General features: G+C 50.4%; 16 protein-coding genes. 8 read left to right on the top strand and 8 right to left on the bottom strand.

The window, feature by feature from the left end:
- Positions 1–62 precede the first annotated feature (62 nt).
- The 8 genes from HMPREF9944_RS07960 to HMPREF9944_RS07920 form a co-directional block, all read right to left on the bottom strand.
- Complete coding sequence (locus tag HMPREF9944_RS07960) at positions 63–647, bottom strand: sigma-70 family RNA polymerase sigma factor (RefSeq protein WP_008565627.1); 585 nt, start codon at positions 645–647, stop codon at positions 63–65.
- Between the two features lie 1,342 nt (positions 648–1,989).
- On the bottom strand, positions 1,990–3,549 hold the full coding sequence (locus HMPREF9944_RS07950) for a Gfo/Idh/MocA family protein (RefSeq protein ID WP_155814641.1): 1,560 nt from the start codon (positions 3,547–3,549) through the stop codon (positions 1,990–1,992).
- 89 nt (positions 3,550–3,638) lie between these two features.
- The gene (locus tag HMPREF9944_RS07945; RefSeq protein ID WP_008565625.1) at positions 3,639–5,780 is read right to left on the bottom strand and encodes an alpha-N-acetylglucosaminidase; all 2,142 of its coding nucleotides are present in this window, start codon (positions 5,778–5,780) and stop codon (positions 3,639–3,641) included.
- A 32-nt stretch (positions 5,781–5,812) separates the two neighbouring features.
- Positions 5,813–7,147: an endo-1,4-beta-xylanase gene (locus tag HMPREF9944_RS07940; RefSeq protein WP_008565624.1), complete on the bottom strand. Its 1,335-nt coding sequence runs from the start codon at positions 7,145–7,147 to the stop codon at positions 5,813–5,815.
- A gap of 11 nt (positions 7,148–7,158) precedes the next feature.
- On the bottom strand, positions 7,159–8,097 hold the full coding sequence (locus HMPREF9944_RS07935) for a Tat pathway signal protein (protein WP_008565622.1): 939 nt from the start codon (positions 8,095–8,097) through the stop codon (positions 7,159–7,161).
- Complete coding sequence (locus tag HMPREF9944_RS07930; RefSeq protein WP_008565620.1) at positions 8,094–9,128, bottom strand: hypothetical protein; 1,035 nt, start codon at positions 9,126–9,128, stop codon at positions 8,094–8,096. The genes HMPREF9944_RS07935 and HMPREF9944_RS07930 overlap by 4 nt, the downstream gene beginning before the upstream one ends.
- Before the next feature lie 290 nt (positions 9,129–9,418).
- On the bottom strand, positions 9,419–10,978 hold the full coding sequence (locus HMPREF9944_RS07925) for a RagB/SusD family nutrient uptake outer membrane protein (protein ID WP_008565619.1): 1,560 nt from the start codon (positions 10,976–10,978) through the stop codon (positions 9,419–9,421).
- Between the two features lie 18 nt (positions 10,979–10,996).
- On the bottom strand, positions 10,997–14,431 hold the full coding sequence (locus tag HMPREF9944_RS07920) for a SusC/RagA family TonB-linked outer membrane protein (RefSeq protein WP_155814638.1): 3,435 nt from the start codon (positions 14,429–14,431) through the stop codon (positions 10,997–10,999).
- Positions 14,432–15,108: 677 nt separating this feature from the next.
- Between HMPREF9944_RS07920 and ychF the strand changes: the two genes are divergently transcribed.
- The 8 genes from ychF to rpsJ all read left to right on the top strand — a co-directional run bounded on the left by ychF (position 15,109) and on the right by rpsJ (position 22,417).
- Positions 15,109–16,212 carry a redox-regulated ATPase YchF gene (ychF, locus tag HMPREF9944_RS07915; RefSeq protein ID WP_044113536.1) on the top strand — a complete coding sequence of 368 codons (1,104 nt, stop codon included), beginning with the start codon at positions 15,109–15,111 and terminating at the stop codon, positions 16,210–16,212.
- Positions 16,213–16,567: 355 nt separating this feature from the next.
- Positions 16,568–17,422 carry a prolipoprotein diacylglyceryl transferase gene (gene lgt, locus HMPREF9944_RS07910; RefSeq protein WP_008565615.1) on the top strand — a complete coding sequence of 285 codons (855 nt, stop codon included), beginning with the start codon at positions 16,568–16,570 and terminating at the stop codon, positions 17,420–17,422.
- Positions 17,423–17,800: 378 nt separating this feature from the next.
- Positions 17,801–18,007, top strand: coding sequence for a DUF6722 family protein (locus HMPREF9944_RS07905; protein ID WP_036872640.1), 207 nt, complete (start codon positions 17,801–17,803; stop codon positions 18,005–18,007).
- Between the two features lie 263 nt (positions 18,008–18,270).
- Positions 18,271–18,588 carry a DUF3467 domain-containing protein gene (locus tag HMPREF9944_RS07900; protein ID WP_008565612.1) on the top strand — a complete coding sequence of 106 codons (318 nt, stop codon included), beginning with the start codon at positions 18,271–18,273 and terminating at the stop codon, positions 18,586–18,588.
- Between the two features lie 291 nt (positions 18,589–18,879).
- Complete coding sequence (gene rpsL / locus HMPREF9944_RS07895) at positions 18,880–19,263, top strand: 30S ribosomal protein S12 (RefSeq protein ID WP_004371793.1); 384 nt, start codon at positions 18,880–18,882, stop codon at positions 19,261–19,263.
- Between the two features lie 131 nt (positions 19,264–19,394).
- The gene (gene rpsG, locus HMPREF9944_RS07890) at positions 19,395–19,871 is read left to right on the top strand and encodes a 30S ribosomal protein S7 (RefSeq protein WP_008565609.1); all 477 of its coding nucleotides are present in this window, start codon (positions 19,395–19,397) and stop codon (positions 19,869–19,871) included.
- Between the two features lie 21 nt (positions 19,872–19,892).
- Entirely contained in the window at positions 19,893–22,007 is a 2,115-nt protein-coding gene (gene fusA, locus HMPREF9944_RS07885; RefSeq protein WP_008565608.1) for an elongation factor G, read from the top strand.
- A gap of 104 nt (positions 22,008–22,111) precedes the next feature.
- Positions 22,112–22,417 (top strand): 30S ribosomal protein S10, encoded by a 306-nt coding sequence (rpsJ, locus tag HMPREF9944_RS07880; protein WP_008565607.1) that lies wholly within the window; start codon positions 22,112–22,114, stop codon positions 22,415–22,417.
- Positions 22,418–22,453 lie beyond the last annotated feature (36 nt).

Genomic DNA, 22,453 nt, shown 5'->3' with positions numbered 1-22,453 from the left:
CATGTATGCTATGCATGAAAAGACACGGAAAAAACGAAAATATACTGCTATTTTATGAATTATTAGAATATCAATAGCAGTGCAGGAAGCATGCCATAGCCCAACCGTCTGACGAAAACCATCAGTTGTTTCAGGCCGAGCGACAGTTGATTCCGCACCGTTTGCTCTTTGAAATCCAGTAGTGTTGCAATCTCTTTGATACTCTTTTGCTCCAGTCGCGCCAGCTCGATGACGCGCCGTTGCGTAGGCGGAAGCCGGTCAAGTCCCTGTCGAAGCACGCGAAGAAAGTCGTCATACTCCATCAGCGTGCTTTGTCCTGCGGTGCCGAGGCGGTTGGCATAGTCCACATAATCCTCGAAACGGGGACTGTTGAGCGTTGCCCTATAGGCGTTGATCAGCAGATGGCGTGCCCTGATGAACACGAGGTTGAGCAGCGTTTCCTCCTGTCTGATGTCATGCCGGTGGTTCCATAGCCAGACAAAAGTGTCTTCAACGATTTCCTCCACGGTCTCCCTTTGGTGGCAATATTCAAGCGCAAAGGCGAAAAGCCGGCGTGCATACATGTGGTAAAGCCTGTCGAATGCCCATCGGGAATCGCGTTTGAGCTGCCAAATCAAGTAATCTTCTCCCGTCGATGTATCCTTCATGCGATGCTTTCAATGCTTAAGTTCGTTCAAAAGTGGTGGCCTAAACGGGCCAATCATCAGATTCAAGGTTCCAAATATAAGAAAAACTTTACAACCAAACAAACTTTCTTTGAAGTTTGAACTTTGAAGTTTGAACTTTAGGATTTGTTGACTTTGAAGTTTGAGTTTTGAACATTGAACTTTAAGATTTGTTGACTTTGAAGTTTGAGTTTTGAACATTGAACTTTAAGATTAGCCAAATGATAAGATAGTTTGCAGGCAAGAGGCATGTAGGGACGCACGGCTCGTGCGTCCGCCCAGCATAGTTGGCGAGTAAACAAGTTGACAAGTGTGGACGAGCTGCATGTTTTGAAGCATGTAGGGACGCACGGTTCGTGCGTCCGCCCAAGGGAATTGAAAGCAAATCGTATGGTTGATGGAGCGGACGCACGGGCCGTGCGTCCCTACATGCCTCTTGTCAGCAAATCATCTTAACAATAGGACTAATCTTAAAGTTCAATGTTCAATGCTCAAAGTTCAAAGCCAAGGCCCCTACATGCAGTCGAATGGAACGAAGAGTTGGCTCCATTGATAATCAATTACTTACATCTTGCGTTGCAATCTCAGCCATTTTACCGTTCAATATGGGCCATATTGCGCGCTAATATGGGTGAGATTGCACGGTGAAATGGGTGATATTGAAACGTTATCCCCGCCTCAGTAGAAATTAATGGGGGAAGAATTAATGGCACACAACCCATAAACCGCATCGCGGTTTCGTTGTTTATAGGGCAGTGTTGGCATGCAATGCCAACGCTGTCACAGGGCGAGTGATGCGAAAGCAACGCCATCGGTGTTGCGTTTTCTTCCAATCTGAATGTTTGCATGGGACATTTGGCATATGAAAACATGTGTCAATAAAGACAACGCAACACCGATGGCGTTGCTTCCGTGCGCATTCCGAAGACAGGGTAGCCTCACTACGTTCGGCAACCCTGCCCTGTAAACAACGAAACCGCGATACGGTTTGTTGCTACTGACGGCGTAGTGGGGCATCACATTTGCTGCATAAACAACGAAACCGCGATGCGGTTTGTCCCTTAGAAATCTTTTGTTTGCCCTTATGATTTATTAGGTGAGTTAAAACCAAGCAGCAAATATTTCCCATTACTTATCGACTATTCCGTTATCCCCGCAGGAAGAGAAAGAGAGGGAAGAGGCATTTGAATACGAATAAGCTATGATTTGCTTGCTATAACGCGGAAAAACGAAGAAAGGGAAAGCCATTGCAGACTTTCCCCACGACAAAGATAATTGAATTTACAGGCAAATGCAAGTCAAACAAGGATATCCTTTGCGAATATCACCGCTTTGCATGCGCCTTATCGTACTTTTTCCAGAGCTTCTCAGCGGTGGTTTTCAGTTTCATGGTGAACGCATGATTGGCCTCATCTTGGGCTTTTTCCTCCTCGGTAGAGGCGAAAGCATAACCGAACCCTTGCACTTCGTTCCAATGCCCCCGCGTGAAATCGGGCACTTCTACAGGCAGATTGCCATTGTCCATGGCGATGCTTCCGAGCTCGGCAAGGCAACACCATTCTGCCAAGTCATAGACATCGATGTCGAGCGGCAGCCCATGTTGCAGGCAATAGATGAGTCGCGAGTCCATGATATAGTCCATTCCACCATGTCCGCCGACCTCTTTTGCGCGCTTTTCGTACTTGGTGATGAGCGGATTTCGATATTTATTGACCAGCGTAGCCATGTCCGTTTTCGACATATAGTCCTCACCTTCTTCATAGTTTCCCGTGCGATTGACCCCTGCGCGCTGCATGGCTGGTTTTGTCAGGCAATAACCTTCAATCGGATATTTATTGGCAAAGCCTTCCGTTCCCGTTATCTGATACATGCGATTATAGGGCTGTGGGTTCATGGTGTTATGGTGGATTTCAAGCACTTTCCCCTTCTCTGTGCGGATAAGTGTGGCCGTTTGGTCGCCATTACGGAAGTCTTTTACGTCTTGACCAAGGCCTTTTGACGCGAGTTTCCGGCCATTAAAGCTCTTCGTATCCATGGCAATGAGCGTCTTCATGCGGTCGCCACGATGCAGATTAAGCAGCTGTGCGACCGGTCCGAGGCCATGTGTGGGGTAAACATCACCGCGATATTTCATGTTATAATCCAATCGCCAACCGAGTTTGGGTGCGCCTCCTTTCCAATATTCGTCCCAATAGGGTGTCAGGTCGTGGCGATAGGCCCCCATGGCATAGACGATTTCGCCGAAAAGTCCCTTTTGTGCCATGCTGAGCGTGTTCATTTCGAAGAAGTCATAACAGCAGTTTTCGAGCATCATGCAGTGCTTTCGCGTCGTTTCCGACAGGTTGATGAGTGCCCAAATCTCGCGCATGTTCATCGCAGAAGGCACTTCTATGGCCACATGTTTGCCGTTGTTCATGGCGAATTGAGCCGTTGGGAAGTGGTGATCCCAATCGGTTGCGATGAAAACCAAGTCGACATCATTGCGCTTGCACGCCTCTTTGTAGCCCTCGGCTCCGCTATAAACGGCCGCAGGAGGGAAGCCTGCCTTGCGCAATCTCTCGTTGGCTTGGTCGGCACGTGACTGCTCATGGTCGCAAAGGGCAACAATCTGAACGCCTTCCTGATGCAACCAACGCTCCACACTCATCTGTCCCCGCATGCCAAGACCAATGAAAGCGACCCGCACAACGGGCAGTTTTTCGCACTTCAGGTTAAGTACATGCTGCTGTCCTGCAGCCCTTTCGGGGACCTTGGTCTTTACAATTCCATCCTTTATATGGTAAGGCCAATCGAATTGGGCACACACATACTGTGGCAAGAACAGGGCCGCACACAGCAATAATTTCAAGAAATGGTTTCTCTTAAAGGGCATCTTCTGTTTCATAAGAATTATAATTAAGTTTAATTTATCGTTCATGGCAACTTCAACTTTCATGTACAAATGTACGAAATTAGTTTCATTTGCGGTTCATTCTATCGCAGAATTTCGGCTATCAGTGCCTCCATTTGCGCCCGATCGAGTCGTGGAGGGTCATAAACAACAGGCTTTTTGCACCACGATATTTGGTAACCATAGTAGTCGGGCTCAATGGTTTCCGTGCCACGGACACGCTTTTTCCAAGCCTCGACGAACATTTTCCACTCCTCATAATAGAGCGTTCGAAGCATACCGGCCCATTCCTTGGCCGCATAATCATGCACGGTTGTGGTGGGATTCCAGTCGGGTCCCCAGAATGTCAGCTGCATCTTGGCATTCTTCAAAGCGAGGTCGCGATCGTAAACCGTCTTTCCGAAGCGGCTTGCCTGCCCCAACCAGCGCTCTAAGGTGAAGCCTTTGCTTTGCGCCAGAAGCGTATCTTGGCGCAGCAACTCATGAAGAAAACGGTCGGAAGTCTGCTCAAACCGATTTGGATTCTTGGCATCGATGGCTGCAATCATGTCGTCGTAGACCCGGTTTCCCTTGTCTGATTGCACTTGACGCAGCAGGTCGAACATGTCATAAGCATAGGTTTCGGAGTCTTCAAAACTGGTCTTTGCTTTCAAGAAAAGCCTTACACCCTCTTTGAAAAAGTCCATATCGTAGTATCGGGCCCTGACTCCCCACGAAGAAGTTTGCGTCACTTTGACGCCCGGACGGGCACAGAATACACTCTCGGGAAGCCCATATTTCTCGGGAACACTGGCGTAAATGGTCTGTAAAAAGATGAGCCAAGCGGCATAGATGTCGGCATTATAGGAGCCATAACGATAGGTGATATACGACTTGAGCCACGCTTCGACATTGATTTTCCGGTCGGTCAGCGGTGCATGCAGTACCATATCGTAGACCACAGGATTGTTGTTGATGCCCTCGGGCATGATACCCACACCTTTGAGATAGGCTTTATAATCACTCTTTCGCACCTTGTCTATCTGCAAAGCAATGCGCTGCAGCTTGCCATACATGCCGCACTGCTCACCGAAATTGGACACGATGCACCAGAGAAATGGCGTACCTTGATAGGCTTTCGTACGGTTCCAAGCCTCGTCATTCTCGCCAAATAAGTCGACAACCAACACCTTTTCACGATCGAGTTTGGTCAATAATAGGGGGTTGGGATTGCCACTCCAGCCTTGTAACACCCACGTACTGCCAGGGAAGTTGCGCTGCATGGCCTGCTGAACCGCCAGCCCGCAGTCGGCCACATTGAGCGTTCCGGTCTGTCCGCCCTCGTGAAACAGGTCGCCACCAAAGTAATGAAAGCCTGTTCCATAGTGCTTTTTGATTTCCCGATAGTATGTATCGGCTATCTCATCAAACAGCTTTTCGGTGGGTTTGAGAATGTCGGGACGCTCAAAAAAGCCCCACATTCCTTGCGGCATCACGGCATTCGGGTAGCGATCGCGAATGCTTCTTGACACCATTCCATAAAATCCTTGGAGCACAGGTTGTATACCCAATGTCGCCATACGGTCGAGAATGCGTCGCCCAAGCCGTGACTGAGCGTCGATAAAGTCCTGTGACACGGGCCCACCCCAGCCTTCGAGGTTGCCCATGAGCCACCAAGCTGTGTAGCCAGGGCCCGGAATGAAGTTGCGAATCTGTGCGTCTGTGCAGCCAAACTTGCGCAATGTGTTTTGCCAAACCTTCTCCATTCCGACGGGCATCAACATCAAGTTGACGCCGTGCAAGGCCATCCAGTCGAGTTCGTGCTCCCAATCTTGCCACTGATAGAACGACATCGTGTAGTTAAACGTGCAGTAATTGAGTGCATAGCGCAGCGGTAATTCGATGTGTTTGGTCAGTGGTTCCTTGATTTCCGGCAGGCTTTGAACGGGTTTAAGGTTGTCGCCCATGTGCGACATTGACCGATGACAATAGTTCTCAAGATAGTAGTTCAGTGCCATGCAGGCCACATTGTCACCCGAAGCCTGAATGACCAACTTGCCATCACGGGTAGAAAGTGTGAATAGCTCGGTCTTATCGGCAGCCTGCAAAGGTTCCAACACGACTTTATCCTGCAACCACGGCACGCGACGCATGATGAGGCCGCGAACGCCCGCCATACTGTTATCGGCCATTGCCACGATGGTTGAGCACAAGAAGAACAATAAGAACAGTGTATTTTTTTTCATTTCGGTGGTTTTCAAACAGTTACTTACTTGGTTTATTCAACGATGATTGTCCGCTGTTGCAGCTTTCCGTGCCGGTCTTTCCACGTCAACAGGTATTTACCACGGAAGCCGCGGAATGTCAACTGCCTATTTTTGTTCAGTCGGGTCACGAAAGAAGTCTTCCATTCCTTGTTGATCAGTCCGTCAAGAACGGCATAGGCAGGTTTCTCGTTCATCGCTTTGTCATAGATGCCCGAGTAGGAAGGCTCGCCCGATGCACCTCCGCCGTCGACCACATTCCACCATGTGATGGCCTCGACCGTGGGATAACTGAACCATAAACGATAGAGATTGCGGGCAATGATGGCCTGAACCAGTTTGCCATGTGCCGTCGTATCGGGTGCGCAAACCGTTACTTCGCTGATATGGATGGGCAAGTCGGTTGCGCGTAGGCAGTCGAGTTTCGCCTTCAAAAGCGTAGGAGAGATATAGGGGTCCTTTCCTTTTGCGATGTCAGAAGCCTCTAATGGGTCGAAAATATGCATCTCGATACCGATATGATCTATCTTCGTACCGCGACTCAAAAGGTTCCGTGTGAGTTCTGCATAACGGCGATGCAGTTCTATCGGACTGTGAAGATCCACATCATTGATGTTCAATTGCACCGAGGAAGGGAAGAAACGGCGTGCCCATTGAAAGCATTTGAACGTGTAATCATCGGGCATCAGTCCTCGATTGGCTTGGTCGATAGGTTCGTTTACGACGTCCCAAAGCTTAATTCGGTCGCCATATCGCTGTGCCAGTTGCCGGATATGGCGACAGAAAAGGCTGTCCATTACATTGCGATCGTCGGGCATCCAAGTGGGATGGCCATGCAGTCGCAAGCCATAAACAAGGGCATGGCCTTTTGTCATGATGCCTTTCTGATTGCAGAAATCGACAATCGGGTCGGTCGGGGGGCGGCGATAAACATACGAACTGCCCGCTTCGAAGCGTGGTTTACCTTGCTCCGGTTCGAGTGTTTTCCAATAAAAAGGGATTGTTGCTGCGTTGAATAGCGTGCCAAATGTGTGTTCATATTTGCTATTCATGGCCGGAGTGGCCAGCTGTCCGTAGACAAATATATTGCCTCCGAAGAGGAATGAATGGGTCAATTGCTTCACCTGAATGGCCGTTCCGGGCTTCACATCGGGCAAATCAATGCTTGCCGTGGCCTTTCGATACTGCTCGATACCATGGTCAATAGCCTTTTGAAGCGTGTCATTCCACATCTTCCAATAGGCTGCGGACATTACATGGTGCACGTCTTCGGCCTCACTGCGAGGCACCTGAGCCCGAATGAAGATGCTGCTAAAACAGAAAAGAAGAATAAAGACTAAATACTTCATCAGTAATTATTTTAAGAATGTTGTTCTTCGTAGGCTTTACGGGCCTCGCCTATCAACGCAATGCCTTTCAGAATACGCTCCCGATTCTCTTCGATTGTCGGTTTCCACCACGTTTGCAAAAAGCCTTTGAGGTGCCCACGACTGATATATTTCTCTGCAAAGGCTACGGTATTGCCAATACTTTTGGGGTTTTCAAAATGATAACTGCCTGTCGGAATCTGGTCGTAACCATGTTTCTCTAAGTCTATATACTGCCTTACCATGTCCCATTCCGGGTTGAATTCCTCGTCATAATACCAGTTGCTCTGCAGCACAGACTTAGGCATTTTGCTGAAAAACTGGTCGGGTTGATGCCATAACATATAGTCGGGCCAGAGCCAAGCCCGTGCATGACGACGCTCACATTCCTTTACCAAGAACATGAAATCATGCCACCAAGCTTCGTTTTTACGTACAACAACGTGCTTATAAGTGCGCTGCATGTTGTAACCTTCTTCGTCCATACCGATATGAAACAGCCGCGGACGGTCGAAAATGCTGCACACTTCAGTAATCATATCCGAGCAGAAACGATAGTATTCATCTGTTGAGACCATCTTGGAATACTCTTTCATCCATGTATCATGCCCGGCCGAGAAGTTAAGTTTGGGTATCGGCTCGATGCCTAACGACCGTATCCGCCGTAATTCCTGCTTCAGTCGGGCCACCGACCACGCTCCGTTGACGGCGATTTCAGGGTGGCGTTGATAGCGGACGGCATCGCCCAAGTCGATAACAACCATGTTTACGCCACTCTTGCCCATTTGTTCAATGGCATCATTCCATAGTGGTTCGCTCAGTTCTAAGTCGGGGCGATACCCCCGGAACGGTCGTCCCGGCCAAATATATTCCTCCCACATGTTGAAACTGAGATGAATCAAGCAACCCCAAACCAGTCTGTTATCTTTCATATCCGTGCGTTTCTTTTGTTTTCATATTCTGTCCGTGCATTCCCAATCAAGTCTATTCCCTCGAGAATAGGTGCACGATAAGCCTCTATCGTAGGTTTCCAGAAAGTCTGTATGAAGCCAAGCAGATGGCAACCGTCAATATGTTCACCACAAAACTTCACGGTATTCCCGATGCTCTTGGGGTTTTCCTGATCGAAGCTTCCGGTGGCCATGACGTCGTAACCCTCGCGAACCAAATCGAGATAAGAACGGATAGCAACGTCGCTTATGGTGAACTTCTCGGTATACCACCAGTTGCATTGCACCACGGACTTAGGCATCATCTTGAAGAAATCATCGGGATGATGCCACACATAATCAGCCCAGACGCAAGGTCTGACGCCTCGTTTCAGAGCCTCGCCGATATAGAAATACAAGTCGGCCCACCATGTTTCCTGCTGCCTAATCACGACGTAATCAGACAATTGGTAGTCGATTCGCTCCTCGTCCATGCCGAAATGAATAAAGCGGGGCGCGTCGAAAAGAGAGATGGCCTCTGCTATCAAATCGCTACAAACTGCATAATACTTGGCCGATGACACCATTTTTGAATACTTGCCTAACCACGCATCGTGCGTCGTGGAGAAGTTGAACATCGGCACGGGCTCTATCCCGAGTTTGCGCATTCGGGCCAACTGCGCCCTCAATTGCTCATGCGTCCATGCGTTCTTCAAGGATATTTCAGGGTGACTGTGCCATGCCACCGAGTCGTCAAGATTAATAAAGAGCATGTTCACATGGTTTTTTGCCATGCGTTCGACGGCCGCATCCCACACCGAAATGTCGGGTTCGAATGCTGTCCGAAGCCCGCCGTACAACTTGATTTGGCCGGCAAAATTAAACGAAAGGTGCATCAGGCAGGCCCAAAACTTTTTGCCTGAGGCTTGCGGTTGCGTCATCTGCTTTGTCGAAGGTGTGCCCAACAGCACTTTGGGCAGGGCAACCGTCATGCCTAATGCCGTTGCACGCTTCAAGAAACCACGTCGATCCATAAATCTTTTTCAATAGAATGATACATTAAAAACCTGTGTCGTCCGCCGAAAATCCGAGCCCCGAACCCCCTTTTGCTAAAGGTGATAGCACCTTCTCCAAAAAAGGTATATACCTTTTGCCGAAAAAGTATATACCTTTTGGGCAAGACGATAGTACTTTTTCCATAAAACGATAGTACTTTTCTGACGAAACGACTGTACTTTTCCGGAAGCGGCAGCCGGCGTTCGACCGTAATCCTCGTTTTGAACGCTCCGAAGTCGGGCTCCCTGCGCTTCACTGTGTTGTCCGTTCAATCATAACCCTCGTTCTGAACAACCACGCCCTTACCGTCGGTGATGACGATTTTCGGCAGCGGATAGACCTCTTTCGTCCGGTCGGCATAGGGAGAGCCGTTGATGTCTCTCGCGTATTCGACGAACTTGTCGAGCCGAATGAGGTCGGCGCGATACTGTCCGTTCTCGCACCAGAACTCATGAGCACGCTCCTTGAGCAGCAGTTCGACGAACTTCTCGCCGGTATCGATGTCCGAATAGGCCAAGTCGGCAATGCCGGCACGGCGGCGAATGGTGTTGATATAGGTCAGGGCCTCCAGTTTTTCGGCCGCAGAGGCACCGGGCTTGCGGTATAAAGCTTCGGCCAAGGACAGGTAAACGTCGGCATAACGATAGAGAATGGGGTCGATGCTGCTACGCCCGCTGTTCTTGAAAAGGTCGGCATCGTAGCCATATTTCATCGGAATGGGCCCAATGTCGAGGTTGGGATAGGTGCCTCGGGTCACGAGCGCGCCGGTTTTCTTGCTCTTGTATTCGGCCAGAAGATACGTGCGTCGTGCGTCGTTTGCCTCGAAACTGTCATAGAAATGCCACGTGCTTGTCAGGCTGTGATAGCCTCCTTGCATGCCGTTGCTGCCGAAATCGGAGGGAAGGACGAACATGTGCCAGTCGTTCCAGCTCACCATTTCTGTGTTGACGGGAATGGCGAAGATGATTTCTTTGTTGGCTTTTCCCTGTCCGCCGAGTTCGAACATCTTCGTGTAAGTGGCTTGCAACTGGTAGCCGTTGGCCGGTTGCATCAGTTCGCGGGCCAACGTCTCTACCTTTTTATAATAGCTCTTGTCGACTTTTGTCTCGTGCAGGTAGAGGCGGATGAGCAGCATCTTGGCCAGTCCTGTGCTGAACCTGCCGTATTCGGCATCGGTGGGCGACGGTAGGTTTTCAGCAGCATAGCGCAGGTCTTCCTCAATGAACTTCACCATTTCCTCACGCGACAGCCGTGGCAATGGCCTGTCGTTGCGCGGGTTCTCCAGCAGTTCCTGTGGCGCGATGACCAAAGGGCCGAACATGTCGTAGAGCGTGTAGGCAATAAAAGCACGGACGCAGCGTACTTCGGCGGCCATTTTCTTCTTCACGGGTTCGCTCAACGCGGTGGCTTTCATGATGTAGGCCAGGTCTGAGGTACAGCGACTGATGTCGTTGGCAAAGCCATCACGGTAGCCGCCGCCCGAAGGGTCTTTCTCCGTATAATAGAACCCTACCAGATAATCGTCGGTGGAGTCCCAGTTCAAGTCGTGCAGCTTCTTGTAGATGTGCGTGCGGTTGGTCAGGATTTCGGTCGTCGCATCATTGAGTGCGACGCAACCCCGGTCGTCGGTAGCAAACAAACCATCGAACCAGCTGGAGCGGATAGAGCGATAGCACTCGTTGACCAACGTAGCATAGTCGCTTTCGGTCTTAGGAAAAAGTTCGCTGTTCAGCTCGGAATAGTCCACCGGGTCCAAGTTGGCACAGCCGATAAGCGTCGTGGTGCTCAGAGCCAAAGCGGCCACGTATGCAAGATATTTCGTTTTCATAAGTTCCATTTTTAGGTGTCAGAAAGTTATATTCATGCCAAAGCTGATGGTCTTGGCATTGGGATAGGCTGCCTCGTAGGCATCGGTTTCGGGGTCGAGACCGTCATAAGGGGTAATCACGAACAGGTTGTTGACCGTCAGGTGCAGGCGCACGCTGCTGATAAATCCGGTCTTGCTTAGCAAAGTCTTGGGAAGATTGTAGCTCAGCGATACGTTTTGCAGGCGGATGAACCACGCATTCTGATAGAAATAGTCGCCATAGGTGTAGTTCTTCCCGCGCCCCATGTCATAGAATGCACTCGGATATTTTGTCGACGGGTTCGTCGGTGTCCAGCGTTCGAGATTAGTCCTCAAACCGTTTAATCCGGACCCCGACACGCCGTAAGCATTAAGTCCGTAGAAAGCCATCGTGGGGTCTTTGATTTTACGGTCGAACATACCGTTGAGCATGAACGAGAGTTCGAAGTCCTTATACCTGAACACGTTGTTCAAACCAGCCAACCAACCGGGATCACTTGTGCCGATAAGCTTCGTGTCGGCATCATCTATCTTGCCGTCGGGTTCTCCCGTCAGCACGAAATGTCCGTTTTCGTCAGTCACCGGATTACCCAAACCGTCGCGCTTGTAGCCGTTAATGTCCTTAATGACAATTTGTCCCGGTTTCAAATCGGGCTGGGCGGCAGGGGGAGCCTCGCCGACTTGCAGGATATGGTCGGCTATACGTGAGTAGATGGGGCGTATCGGGTCGTCATAACGCTCATAGATGGCAGGCTTCCAGTCGGGCGTGCGCTCCTTCCAACGGTCCTTGTATTTCGTGAACGTGAAGTTGGTCGTCCAACTGAAGTTCTTGGTTTCGATGTTCCGCGTGTTGAGCATCACCTCGATACCCCGGCCTTGCGTCTTTCCTACGTTCGACATCACTTTGGGAATCTCTTGGTAGACATTCAAAAGACGATAGTTGAGCAGGTCGGAAATGGTGCGCTGATACAGGTCGATAGAACCACTGATGCGCCCTTGCTGGAAGCCGAAGTCAAGGCCGAGGTTCCACTCTGTGGTCGTTTCCCACTTCAAGTCGGGATTGGCGAACTTGCCTTTCTTCACACCAATCACCGTCTTGTGTTCGCCGTTGACGTATGCGTTCTCGGCGGCAAAGCTCGCAAAAGCATTGGTTCCGATGTCGGCATTACCCGTCTGGCCCCAGCTGAGGCGCAGCTTCAGATTGGAGAGCCACTTCGCCGGCTTCAGGAAACGCTCTTCGCTGATTCGCCATCCCAAGGCAACTGAAGGGAAATAGCCCCATTTGTTGTTCTTGGCAAACACGCTCGCACCATCGGCACGCATCGTGCCCGTGAAGAGATAGCGGTCCATGAGCACGTAGGAAGCGCGCATGAAGTAAGACTCCATCTTGTTCTTCGTCGCGTTCGACTTCGTGATTTTGATACCTGTGCCGGCGTTCATGTTATTGAAAAGGAACGCATCGGTCAGGAAGTTATTGTTGCCCAACTCCGATATGTCATGGTTGAACTCCTCATAAGAGGTGCCGACCATAAGGTTGACGTTATGGAGTTCTGCGATAGTCTTGTGATAGGTGGCTGTGGCTTCGGCCAGATATTGGTCGTTGTTCATATTATAAATGTAGCCGACGCCCCCGTTGGCATTGCCGTTCACGGTCGTGCGCGGCTGATAGGTCTTGCGGTCTATCTGCGCATGGTCGATACCCAAGGCACCACGCAGCAGCAGTTCTTCCAGCGGACGAGCCTCGACGAAGACGTTACCCACCATGCGGTTGGTGCGCCCGCGGTCTACGTTCGTCAGCAGAGAATACGGGTTCGGCTGCTTAGCCAGCAACGGGTTGACGGGATAGGTGCCCGTCGCTTCGTCGTAGGCCTTCACTTCCGGACTCATCTGAATGGCCGAGCGAATGATGCCCGAGTTCTCGTAACGTGCATCGCCCAGCTGTGTATTGTCGTTGTCTATGCGCGTCATCGTCAGGTTCAGGCCGGCTTTGAAGATATTGAGGAACTTCTGGTCGATGTTAGCTTTCAGCGTGTAGCGCGTCAGCCCCGAGTTCTTCACGATGCCTTTCTGGTCGAAATAGTTGAACGACAGCATGTACTGTGTCTTGTCGCTGCCGCCTTGCAGACTGACGTTATGCTCGTGAATACGTCCGTTGCGCGTAATCAGTCCGAGCCAGTCCGTACCTTCGCCGGCAGCCGCAATCTGCGCATCGGTGTAAGGATAGCGCAGCTGAACGCCGTTATACGGGTGAGCCGCCGCATCGGCCATGGTCTTCGTGCCGTAGGGAGCCACTTGATTGTTCCACATATACGTCTCCAATGCCATGTCATTGCGCACCCGCATCCACTCTTTCAGCGACAGCAGGTCGTACATGTCTGCGTATCTTTGCGACGAGAAGTCGTAGGAATAAGACACCTTCGCGCTGCCCGTCCGTCCGCGTTTGGTCGTGATGATGACCACGCCATTGGCCGCACGCGCACCATAGATGGACGTCGCCGAGGCATCTTTCAGCACTTCTATCGACTCGATGTCGTTTGGGTTGAGGAAGTTAAGGATACTCTGCGTGCCCGGACTCATCTTTTTGTCGCCGCCGTCGGGCTGGTCGAGCTTGGCAACGGGGAAGCCGTCGACGATGTACAAGGGGTCGTTACCCGCATTGACACTGCCCGCACCGCGCACGAGGATATCGATGCCGCCGCCGGGCTGCGCGCTATTCTGGCGCACGTAGAGGCCGGCCGCCTTGCCGCCCAGGGACTGTGCCACTGACGAAACGCCGTCGAAGTTCATCTCGTCGCCTTTCAGCGAGGCAATCGCACCCGTCAAGTCGCGCTTGCGCTGCGTACCGTAGCCCACGACCACCACTTCATTCAGCGACTCCTGCGTCTCAACGAGCGTAACGGTCATGTGTTCTTTCGGCCGCACGCGCACGGTCTGAAAGCCCACATAGCTCACTTCGACCGTCTCGCCCTCGGCCACGTCAAGGACGAACCGCCCCGCCGCGTCGGTCACCGTGCCGCTGTTCCGCCTTCCCACGGCCTGCACCGTCGCGCCTACCACGGGTTCGCCCTGCATGTCAATCACCGTGCCGGCCGTTCGCATCTTCCTCCGGTCTTTCTTCTCTGCACCGGCCTTCACCGAGATGACAATCGTCGCGGGCTCCACCAGTCGGTATTCCAACCCACGCTCGCCAAGGATTTCATTCAGCACCGAAGCCACCGTCACGTCGTTGCGCTCCAGCGTGACGGGCTTGCCGCCGTCGAGCGTCGCGTCGCGATAGCTGAACTTATACTGCGTTTTCCTCTCGATTTCGCTCAACGCCTGTTTCAGACTCACGCCACTGAGCTTGAGCGACACTTTCTGTTGTTGGGCCATCAGCTGAAGCGGCACTGCCAGAAGCGCGCCGACGACTACGCCGACCAACCATCTTGACTTCATCAATCTACACATAAGAGTAACGGATTAAGTTAATGTTATAGGTTTGTGTTCTCGTTCTTGCGTCCGTGTCCGGGTCGTCCTTTGCGTGGTCTGCCCCGGCGTGCTTTTCGTGTTGGCGGGGGAAACGCTGCACAGTCCGTGGCGCCGTTTTCTCCCGTCAGAAAGGTCAGACACACGCAATCGGGTTTTATAACCAAAATATATCGGATTTTTTTCTCGCCTCCCACGTCCCGGTCCGACTGCCGCAGGCAAAACGAGACCGCAGACGGGAGCGGAACGCTCGCCGAGTGGGGGAGAAAAGCACGCGCCGGACGTGCCTGAAACGCCCGCTATACGCCTCCCAAGCGCCCGTCTTGCGGACCTAAGCCGACGCGCAACAGTGTTCCAAGAAAGTTTCATGCTTTGGAACTGTGCGTTCCATAGGGAGAAACTGTGCGTTCCATAGGCAGGAACTGTCAGTATCATCGGTTGAAACTTTCCGTTCTGTCCTTATCTGATGTTCGGTTGCCCTGAAAGCGACGGCTCACATCATGCTTGCAAGCGGCCTCTTTCTTCGTCTCTTTTTCACTTTTTCACCTTTTTACCTTTTCACCTTTATATTTTTTGTGTACTTTTGCAACAGAAACAACGATGATTGTCGGCCGAAAGGAAGGCCGGCACATGGAAATGATAAAGAAATGGCTTTGAAATGTGGTATTGTGGGACTGCCGAACGTGGGCAAGTCTACGCTGTTCAACTGTTTGTCGAGCGCAAAAGCGCAGTCGGCCAACTTCTCTTTTTGTACGATTGAGCCCAACCTTGGCGTGATTACCGTGCCCGACGAGCGACTCAACAAGCTGGCCGAGCTTGTCCACCCGGGCCGTATCGTGCCCGCAACCTGCGAGATTGTCGATATTGCAGGCCTGGTGAAAGGGGCCTCGAAGGGCGAAGGATTGGGCAATAAGTTCCTCGGTAACATTCGTGAATGCGATGCCATCATTCACGTTGTCCGCTGTTTCGACGACGACAACATCGTGCGTGAGGGCGGAATGGCGGTCGATCCGCTCGAAGACAAGAGCATCATCGACACCGAACTACAGCTGAAAGACCTCGAAACCATCGACAGCCAGCTGGCCAAACAGCAGAAGGCGGCCGCGGCAGGCAACAAGGATGCCAAGCTGATGTGCACGGTCTTGGAGGCTTATAAGGCCGTGCTCGAACAGGGAAAGAATGCGCGTGAGGTCACGTTCGAGGGCAAAGACGAACAGCAAGCGGCCCATGATCTCTTCCTGTTGACTACGAAACCCGTGCTTTACGTGTGCAATGTAGACGAGGCAAGCGCCAAGACAGGCAACGACTATTCGCGTCGTGTGGAGGAAATGGCAGCCAAAGAGGGGGCCGAAGCCATGGTGATTGCGGCCAAGACCGAGGAGGATATCGCCTCGTTGGAGACTTATGAAGACAAGCAAATGTTCCTCGAAGAGCTGGGATTGGAGCAGAGTGGTGTCAATCGGCTCATCAAAAAGGCCTACGCTTTGCTCAATCTTGAGACGTTCATCACGGCAGGCGAGATGGAGGTAAAGGCGTGGACGTATCACAAAGGCTGGAAGGCTCCGCAGTGTGCAGGCGTCATTCACACCGATTTCGAGAAAGGTTTCATTCGCGCCGAGGTCATCAAATACGACGATTACATCAAGTATGGCTCCGAGGCTGCGGTCAGAGAGGCCGGGAAACTCGGCATCGAAGGCAAGGACTACGTGGTGCAGGACGGCGACATCATGCACTTCAGGTTTAATGTGTAGCCTCCCCCGGCCCCTGAACCCCTAAAACCCACCCCGACCCTCCCAAAGGGAGGGAGCACTCGCTTGCAAAGCCTCCCTCATGCCTAAAGAAAGCGCGTCTGAACTTGCGGGAGACGGTGCGTTACTTCGAAGAGATTATCCTGCAATTCACATGGTTATATACCATATGCTTCGTGACAACAATATATTAGCTACGTCTATCAAACCGTAATTCACATTATTATATATGCTATGTTCCACTTCCGATGAACTTTCGTGAATAGCCCTTGCAAGCTTCACTCCCTCCCTTTGGGAGGGTTGGGGTGGGTCTTAGGGGGCGAGAGCCGTTGGGTGGGATAGTGTTTTTGTTATGTTTATGCTGAACTTCATCATTTGGAACCCCGACATCTATCTCTTTCAGATAGGAAACTGGGGCATTCGCTGGTATTCGGTATGCTGGCTCATCGGACTTGTCGGTGCCTATTTCATGGTACGTTGGCTGTTCTACCATCAGAACATCGCCGTGCGGACGGTGGTGGTGAATGGGAAACAGCAGGAAGAAAACGTGTTCGACCCGCTCCTTGTCTATTGCTTCTTGAGCATATTGATAGGAGCCCGACTCGGACATTGCCTCTTCTACCAGCCCGACTACTATCTTTCTTCGGGCACACATTTCCTCGAAATGCTCGTTCCCTTCAAGCTTTTGCCCAACGGTTCGTGGCATTTCGTGGGCTACGAAGGCCTGGCAAGCCACGGCGGAACGCTCGGCCTGATGGTCGCCCTGTGGCTCTATAGCCGTAAATATAAGGTGAAACTGTGGCAGTTGCTGGACGATATCGCCATCGCCACGCCCATCACGGCCTGCTTGATTCGGCTCGGAAACCTGATGAACAGCGAGATTATCGGCAAGGTGACCAATGTTCCATGGGCCTTTATCTTTGAGAAAGTAGACAAATATCCGCGCCATCCCGGCCAACTTTACGAGGCCTTGGCCTACGCCTTGTTCTTCTTTGTGGGCTGGTATTGCTATCGCCGCAGGCAAGTTCCCGTGGGCAAAGGCTTCTATTTCGGCCTCTGCATCACGCTCATCTTCGCCTTCCGCTTCTTCATCGAGTACACCAAAGACATTCAGGTGGGTTTCGAGTCGGGCATGCTCTTCAACATGGGCCAGCTCCTCAGCGTTCCTTTCGTTGTTCTTGGCATCTATTGCATGGTCCGGGCACGCAAATAGATGCGCAAATCCGGCCACCTGCCGGAACTGAACGACCGATACCGCTTGCTACACGAGGACAGCTTGTAACTCGTTGATAGCTATATGGCTTGCAATCTCAGCCATTTCGCCGCGCAACATGGCCCATTTTACAGCGCAATAAGACTGAAATAACCGTGCAAAATGGCTGAGATGGAAAAGCGACAGGGCTGATGGAGCAAGGCTTAACTATTCCGGCTAGTCATCACCTTGTCACTTTCGGGTCATAAGTTCGTCGTTTTCCGTCGTTAAACTTGTCGCTTTTGGGTGTTAAATGGCAAAGTTGCGGTCATCTGGTCATTGAGAAACTTTCTTGACGGGTTTGTTGTTTGCTTTCATGAAAAGTGTTATATTTGCAGCATGAATACCAAAAGGAAGGAAAAGTTGGGCGATTTGGCATTGGATATCGCCAAGTATATGATTACGGCGGTACTGCTTGCTACATGGTTCAAGCGAACGGAACAATGGGCATGGTATGATTTTATCATACCGGTTTTCGTTGTTATAGGTTTAGTTTTATTAGGTTTATATTTTCTAAATGATAATAAAGAAGAAAGGAGAAAATAGTGATGGCTGCAAATATTATGATGCTGGCTGTGCTGGCAATGTTTATCGGGTGGGCAATCTACTTCCACATTCAAGACCAAAAGGAAGAACGGGAGCGTGAAAGGCGAGGGAAGTAGAAAGTTTTCGCCCCTTTATCCTCTCCAAAGAAAAGGACGACCGAGCTTGCGAAGAGTTTGGTTGAAACCTACGAGAAGGCATCTTCTTGAAATTTCGCTTCTTTCTTATGGTTGACAATGATGACTTTATAAAAACGAATTACCAATATGGAAAATGAAAACAATGAGCAGCAGGGACTGCAGATTGATTTAAGGCCGGAAGTGGCCAAGGGAGTTTATGCCAATTTGGCGTTGATTACGCACTCGAGTTCAGACTTCGTGCTCGACTTCGCAACCATGTTGCCGGGAATGCCTAAACCGGAGGTCGGTGCGCGCGTGGTGATGGCACCGGAACATGCCAAACGGCTCTTGCAAGCCTTGCAGGAGAATGTCCACAACTATGAACAGCAATTTGGTAAAATCGTGATTCCGGAACAGCAATCCCGTATGGCTGCGCCGTTCAAGATGCCGGAAACGGAGTCGTAGAGCCTCCCTCGGCTCCTTCCAATGTGGGGAATACAGACTACTTGCAATCCATTTTCCCTCCCTTTGGGTGGGGGGAGGTGGGTATTAAGGCCGGTATTTGCGATTGAATAAATGTTAATAAAGCCTATATCTTGTAAATTAAGCCAAGATGTAGACTTTTTGCTATCTTTATAATTAGGTAGTTTGAAGATTTGTTCGTACCTTTGCAGCCCGAAATGTGCTTTTGTCGGAAGCCGTTTCATAAATATTGATAAGAAATAAAATAAAATATATAAACAAAAAAGTAAAATTATGCCTACTATTTCACAGTTAGTAAGAAAGGGCAGAAAGGACATCGTAGACAAGAGCAAGTCGCCGGCATTGGACAATTGTCCGCAACGTCGCGGCGTTTGTGTTCGTGTTTATACGACAACTCCTAAGAAGCCTAACTCGGCAATGCGTAAGGTTGCCCGTGTGCGTTTGACAAATCAGAAGGAAGTGAACTCCTATATTCCGGGAGAAGGCCACAACCTTCAGGAGCACTCCATTGTGTTGGTTCGTGGCGGTCGTGTGAAAGATCTCCCCGGTGTGCGTTATCACATTGTTCGCGGTACACTTGACACGGCAGGTGTTGCTAATCGCACGCAACGCCGTTCAAAGTATGGCGCTAAGCGCCCAAAGGCAGGTAAGAAGTAAATTGCCAAACCGATATTTTATTAAAAACGTTTTGCTGGAGAATTGTTGATAACAGGTTGAGTAAATGTCCGGGTGCGGATATTGAAGAACATGAATGACAGCCCCATGCAGAATTTATTTTTCAAAACAAAATGAGAAAAGCAAAACCAAAGAAGCGTGTGATCCTCCCGGATCCCGTTTACAACGACCAGAAGGTCTCTAAGTTTGTGAACCATTTGATGTATGATGGCAAGAAGACCATATCATACGAGATTTTCTACAAAGCCCTTGATACGGTGAAAGAGAAGATGGCCAAGGAAGAAAAGCCTGCACTCGAAATCTGGAAGCAGGCCTTGGATAACATCACTCCGCAGGTTGAGGTGAAGAGCCGCCGCATCGGTGGTGCCACTTTCCAAGTGCCGACCGAGATTCGTCCCGAGCGCAAGGAGAGCATCTCGATGAAGAATATGATCAATTTTGCCCGCAAGCGTGGTGGAAAGTCTATGGCAGAGAAACTCGCTGCCGAGATCATGGATGCTTACAACAATCAGGGTGGTGCGTTCAAGCGCAAGGAAGACATGCATCGCATGGCCGAGGCTAACCGTGCATTCGCTCATTTCAGATTCTAATCAAATAAAGGTAAAAAGAAAATGGCAAATCGCGATTTACATTTGACTCGTAATATCGGTATCATGGCTCACATCGATGCCGGCAAGACAACTACGTCGGAGCGCATTCTTTTCTACACCGGTAAGACGCATAAGATTGGTGAGGTGCATGACGGTGCAGCTACAATGGACTGGATGGCACAGGAGCAGGAGCGTGGTATCACGATTACTTCGGCTGCGACCACTTGTAATTGGAACTACGAGGGCAAGTCATATAAGATTAACTTGATTGATACTCCGGGACACGTTGACTTCACTGCAGAGGTAGAGCGTTCGCTTCGTGTGCTTGATGGAGCCGTTGCAACCTATTCGGCTGCCGATGGTGTTCAGCCACAGTCAGAGACTGTTTGGCGTCAGGCCGACAAGTATAACGTTCCGCGTATCGGTTATGTGAATAAGATGGACCGTTCGGGTGCCAACTTCTTTGAGACTGTTCAGCAGATGAAGGATATTCTGGGTGCCAATCCTATCGCTATCCAGATTCCTATTGGTGCAGAAGAGAATTTCAAAGGCGTTGTGGACCTGATCAAGATGAAGGCCATCTTGTGGCATGACGAGACGATGGGCGCTGAATATGATGTAGAAGATATTCCGGCCGACCTTGCAGACGAGGCAGCTGAATGGCGTGAGAAGCTCGTTGAGGGTGCAGCTAACTTCGATGACGAGGTGATGGAACTCTATCTCGATGGCAAGGATGTCAGCGAAGAGCAGTTGTTGCGTGCCATTCGCAAGGGTTGTATTGCCATGGAATGCTGCCCCATGTTGTTGGGCTCTTCTTATAAGAATAAGGGTGTTCAACCATTGTTGGATTATGTTTGTGCATTCCTGCCTTCACCCGTTGATACGCAGGCTATTGTGGGAACAAATCCTGACACAGAAGAAGAAGAAGACCGCAAACCTTCAGAGGATGCGCCCACTTCGGCATTGGCATTCAAGATAGCTACTGATCCGTTCATGGGTCGTTTGGTGTTCTTCCGCGTTTATTCCGGTAAGATTACTGCCGGTTCCTATGTTTATAACCCGCGTTCGGGCAAGAAAGAGCGTATTAGCCGCTTGTTCCAGATGAACTCCAAACAGGAAATTCCGATGGATTCTATTGATGCGGGCGATATCGGTGCAGGTGTAGGTTTTAAAGATATCCGTACGGGTGACACACTCTGTGATGAGAAGGCGCCCATCGTACTGGAATCTATGACTTTCCCCGATACAGTGATTTCCATTGCTGTTGAGCCGAAGAGTCAGGCAGACGTTGCTAAGTTGGATAATGGTCTTGCCAAGTTGGCCGAAGAGGACCCGACTTTCACTGTTCGTACCGATGAGCAGAGTGGTCAGACCATTATCTCAGGTATGGGTGAGCTCCACTTGGATATCATTATCGACCGCTTGAAACGCGAGTTCAAGGTAGAATGTAACCAAGGTAAGCCGCAGGTGAACTATAAAGAGGCTATCACACGCACGGCACAGAGCCGCGAAACCTACAAGAAGCAGTCTGGTGGTCGTGGTAAGTTTGCTTGTATCGATGTAACTATCGGCCCGAAGGACGAAGACTTCACAGAAAGCGACTTGCAGTTCATCAACGAGGTCAAAGGTGGTAACGTGCCCAAGGAGTTCATTCCGTCGGTGCAGAAAGGCTTTGCAGACTGTCTGCGTAACGGAGTTCTTGGTGGTTTCCCAATGACCGGTATGAAGGTGACGTTGACCGATGGTAGCTTCCACCCTGTAGACTCCGATCAGTTGTCGTTCGAGTTGGTGGCTCATCAGGCATTCCGAGTACTTTGTCCAAAGGCAGGCCCTGTGTTGATGGAGCCGATTATGAAGGTAGAGGTTGTTACTCCTGAAGAGAACATGGGTGATGTTATCGGCGACTTGAACAAGCGTCGTGGTCTTGTTCAGGGAATGGAAGAGGCTCGCAGCGGTGCCCGTATCGTGAAAGCCATGGTTCCGTTGGCAGAGATGTTCGGTTATGTGACCGCTCTGCGTACCATCACTTCCGGTCGAGCAACATCTTCCATGGAGTATGATCACCATGAGGCACTTTCCACAAGCATTGCCAAGGCCGTGCTTGAGGAGGTTCATGGTCATGCAGAACTTCTCTAAGACAAGAGAAATATCATTATCAAGCGTAGAGGCGCTGTTTAGCGAATGACTCTTAAACGGCGCACCTCTTTGCTTCTTTTTATTCATCTTATAATATCAAAACAATGAGTCAGAAAATCAGAATCAAACTGAAATCTTACGACCACATGTTGGTTGACAAGTCAGCAGAAAAGATTGTAAAGGCCGTTAAGGCTACGGGTGCTATCGTCAGTGGTCCTATTCCATTGCCGACCCACAAGCGTATCTACACCGTGAACCGTTCTACCTTCGTCAATAAGAAGGCCCGTGAACAGTTCCAACTTTCAAATTTCAAGCGGCTCATCGACATCTACAGCTCTACCGCAAAGACAGTCGATGCCTTGATGAAGCTCGAATTGCCGTCAGGTGTGGAAGTAGAGATTAAAGTCTGATTTCAGAACGTAGATTATTTATCGATTAAATTATTA

Origin of the sequence: Segatella maculosa OT 289, assembly GCF_000243015.1 — a bacterium.
In the GTDB taxonomy this organism is placed as follows: Bacteria; Bacteroidota; Bacteroidia; order Bacteroidales; family Bacteroidaceae; genus Prevotella; species Prevotella maculosa.
This window is presented reverse-complemented; position numbering and strand designations above follow the sequence as displayed.

Bases quoted from the DNA above. Each gene is read 5' to 3' on its own strand.
- rpsG (WP_008565609.1), top strand. From the start codon at position 19,395: ATGAGAAAAGCAAAACCAAAGAAGCGTGTGATCCTCCCGGATCCCGTT.
- rpsL (WP_004371793.1), top strand. From the start codon at position 18,880: ATGCCTACTATTTCACAGTTAGTAAGAAAGGGCAGAAAGGACATCGTA.
- HMPREF9944_RS07960 (WP_008565627.1), bottom strand. From the start codon at position 647: ATGAAGGATACATCGACGGGAGAAGATTACTTGATTTGGCAGCTCAAA.
- HMPREF9944_RS07930 (WP_008565620.1), bottom strand. From the start codon at position 9,128: ATGGATCGACGTGGTTTCTTGAAGCGTGCAACGGCATTAGGCATGACG.
- HMPREF9944_RS07950 (WP_155814641.1), bottom strand. From the start codon at position 3,549: ATGAAACAGAAGATGCCCTTTAAGAGAAACCATTTCTTGAAATTATTG.
- ychF (WP_044113536.1), top strand. From the start codon at position 15,109: ATGGCTTTGAAATGTGGTATTGTGGGACTGCCGAACGTGGGCAAGTCT.
- fusA (WP_008565608.1), top strand. From the start codon at position 19,893: ATGGCAAATCGCGATTTACATTTGACTCGTAATATCGGTATCATGGCT.
- HMPREF9944_RS07920 (WP_155814638.1), bottom strand. From the start codon at position 14,431: ATGAAGTCAAGATGGTTGGTCGGCGTAGTCGTCGGCGCGCTTCTGGCA.
- HMPREF9944_RS07945 (WP_008565625.1), bottom strand. From the start codon at position 5,780: ATGAAAAAAAATACACTGTTCTTATTGTTCTTCTTGTGCTCAACCATC.
- lgt (WP_008565615.1), top strand. From the start codon at position 16,568: ATGCTGAACTTCATCATTTGGAACCCCGACATCTATCTCTTTCAGATA.
- HMPREF9944_RS07925 (WP_008565619.1), bottom strand. From the start codon at position 10,978: ATGAAAACGAAATATCTTGCATACGTGGCCGCTTTGGCTCTGAGCACC.
- rpsJ (WP_008565607.1), top strand. From the start codon at position 22,112: ATGAGTCAGAAAATCAGAATCAAACTGAAATCTTACGACCACATGTTG.
- HMPREF9944_RS07900 (WP_008565612.1), top strand. From the start codon at position 18,271: ATGGAAAATGAAAACAATGAGCAGCAGGGACTGCAGATTGATTTAAGG.
- HMPREF9944_RS07940 (WP_008565624.1), bottom strand. From the start codon at position 7,147: ATGAAGTATTTAGTCTTTATTCTTCTTTTCTGTTTTAGCAGCATCTTC.
- HMPREF9944_RS07905 (WP_036872640.1), top strand. From the start codon at position 17,801: ATGAATACCAAAAGGAAGGAAAAGTTGGGCGATTTGGCATTGGATATC.
- HMPREF9944_RS07935 (WP_008565622.1), bottom strand. From the start codon at position 8,097: ATGAAAGATAACAGACTGGTTTGGGGTTGCTTGATTCATCTCAGTTTC.